Consider the following 2,592-nt stretch of genomic DNA (forward strand, 5'->3'; position numbering starts at 1 on the left):
CGCTTCGATGACAAGGTTCCACAATCCGCGCTCTGCATTATAATCGATGGCAGGAATCGTCCCCGCGACCACGTTATAAAGCTCTTTCATATAAAGAGATCCGCCGAATTCCGAACGGCTTTCACCGACGAGATACAATACGTTTCCTTCTTTTTGGAACGCAGACATCAACACTTTATGCTGATCTTCATTCACCCCTACCATTGCAATAGACGGAGTCGGGAATACGGACTTGCCGTTCGTTTCGTTATACAGAGATACATTTCCTCCGATAACCGGTGTGTTCAATTCAGCACACGCCTCTTTAATCCCCAAACACCCTTGACCAAACTGCCACATCACTTCCGGATTTTCAGGGTTACCGTAGTTGAGACAGTCGGTGATCGCTTTCGGGGTTGCACCGCTCATCGCGACATTACGACCGCTCTCGATTACCGCTGCCGCCGCTCCCGCTTTCGGATCGATATAGCAGTAGCGAACGTTACAGTCGGCACTCATCGCCAAGGCTACGCCGTTTTCTTTGATACGGATAACGGAAGCGTCAAGTTCGCCCCCTTTTTTGACCGTATTGGTTTGTACCATTGAATCGTATTGCTCATAAATCCAATGCTTATCGACCACTTCCATCGAAGCGATCAATTTCTCAAATGCCCTCTGGTTATCAACCGCATCGAAATCACTGAGTTTTACGTTGGCGATCTCATCGAGATACGCTGGGCGTGACATTGGGCGATCCAATACCGGAGCCTCTTCACTCACCGGATCAACCGGAACCTCGGCACATTTTTCACCGTGCCAGAAAAGCTCCATATTACCCGTGGCCGTTACTTCACCGATCACGGCGCAGTCAAGATCCCATTTTTCGAAAATATCGATAATCGCCTGCTCGGAACCTTTTTTAGCACAAATGAGCATACGTTCTTGAGATTCAGAGAGCATGAACTCATACGGCATCATCCCCTCTTCACGTGCAGGAACTTTGTCGAGGTGCATAATCATACCGCTTCCTGAGCGTCCCGCCATCTCGAATGAGCTCGACGTTAGTCCCGCCGCCCCCATATCCTGAATCCCGACGACGTAATCGGTTTTGAAAAGTTCCAAACACGCTTCGAGAAGGAGTTTTTCGGTAAACGGGTCACCCACTTGTACGGTTGGACGAAGCCCTTTAGACGCTTCGGTAAAACTGTCCGAACTCATAACCGCACCGCCTAGACCGTCGCGCCCTGTTTTAGATCCGACATAAATAACCGGATTGCCGATCCCCTCCGCTTTTCCGTAGAAAATCTCGTCACTTTTCGCAAGTCCGAGAGTAAACGCATTAACAAGGATATTACCGTTGTAGCACTCATCGAAACTTGTCTCTCCGCCGATGGTCGGAACCCCCATACAGTTACCGTATCCGCCGATACCCGATACGACACCGCGCACCAAATAACGCTGATGAGCGCTGATGTCATCTTGGTTCAACACGTTTCCGAAACGGAGTGCATTGAGGTTGGCGATAGGACGCGCACCCATGGTGAATACGTCACGCATAATCCCTCCGACACCTGTTGCCGCACCTTGATACGGTTCGATAAAACTCGGGTGGTTATGGCTCTCCATTTTGAAAACCGCCGCATATCCGCCGCCGATGTCGATAACCCCCGCGTTTTCACCCGGTCCTTGGATAACCCACGGCGCTTTGGTCGGGAAACCGCTCAAATGTTTTTTAGATGATTTATAACTACAGTGCTCACTCCACATGGCCGAAAAAATCCCGATTTCTACGAGGTTCGGCTCGCGGGAGAGGATTTTTTTGATATGGGCATAATCGTCCATTGACAATTTATGCTGTTTTAGAACTTTTTCGATGTCTGGCAGGGGAGTGCTCACGGCAGTTTCCTTAGTAAAATAATAATAGTAACGCGATTATACCAAAGGCTAATCAAGTGCCCCCTTAATTTACCCTCTATTTACAAAATCGATATAAATTTAGTGTTCTAAAATCATTATCGGAGGTTTATCTATGACTCTGTCAAAACGTCTTTTAATTGCTTTAGGTGCTACTTCATTGGGGGTAAGCGTGCTCGTTGCTTCGGCTCAACCAAAATCTGAAAAGCCGTGTGATTCTCGATGCGCATTTTGGAATATGGAAGATATGGAACACTTCTTTGAGCGTCCCTATCCCCGCATGATTTCGGCGTATAGTGCATCCATGATGAAAGAGAGCGACAAAGCCTACCTCATCAATATCGATCTGCCGGGGATGGATAAAAAAGATATTTCGATCGAAACCATCAATAATCGTTTAGTGATTTCGGGAGAGCGGAAAGAGGAATCAGAGGGAAAAGAGGGGTCGAAAAAATCGTATCGGCAATTCAATCAGAGTTTTTCTCTCCCTGATGATGCCAACCTCGAAGCAATCAGTGCCACATCTACCAACGGCGTACTAAAGATCACTGTTCCAAAAACAGGAAAAAAAGTATCTAAAAAAATTGAGATTAAATAAGGTTAATGAAAACTATATTCTTTCTCACTGCGGATATTTTTTTTGAGTGAAAAGATGTCGCTATAGCCGATTCCGATCACTTCGTAGCTCTTTTTTCCGCT

Annotated in this window: 2 protein-coding genes; one reads left to right on the forward strand and one right to left on the reverse strand. The window is 46.9% G+C overall.

Translation table 11 applies throughout. The annotated features are described in order from the left end of the window. The coding region (gene purL / locus VFW36_RS09740) for a phosphoribosylformylglycinamidine synthase subunit PurL (RefSeq protein ID WP_414720288.1) at positions 1 to 1,863 on the reverse strand (1,863 nt) is incomplete at its 3' end. Positions 1,864 to 2,008: 145 nt separating this feature from the next. On the opposite strand from purL, the gene VFW36_RS09745 reads away from it, so the two are divergent. Then, on the forward strand, positions 2,009 to 2,491 hold the full coding sequence (locus VFW36_RS09745) for an Hsp20/alpha crystallin family protein (protein ID WP_329658621.1): 483 nt from the start codon (positions 2,009 to 2,011) through the stop codon (positions 2,489 to 2,491). Positions 2,492 to 2,592: the final 101 nt, after the last annotated feature.

Origin of the sequence: Sulfuricurvum sp. (genome assembly GCF_036279695.1) — a bacterium.
Lineage (GTDB): Bacteria > Campylobacterota > Campylobacteria > Campylobacterales > Sulfurimonadaceae > Sulfuricurvum.

What these genes read in the sequence shown, in the direction of transcription:
- VFW36_RS09745 (WP_329658621.1), top strand. Translation starts at nt 2,009, where the DNA reads ATGACTCTGTCAAAACGTCTTTTAATTGCTTTAGGTGCTACTTCATTG.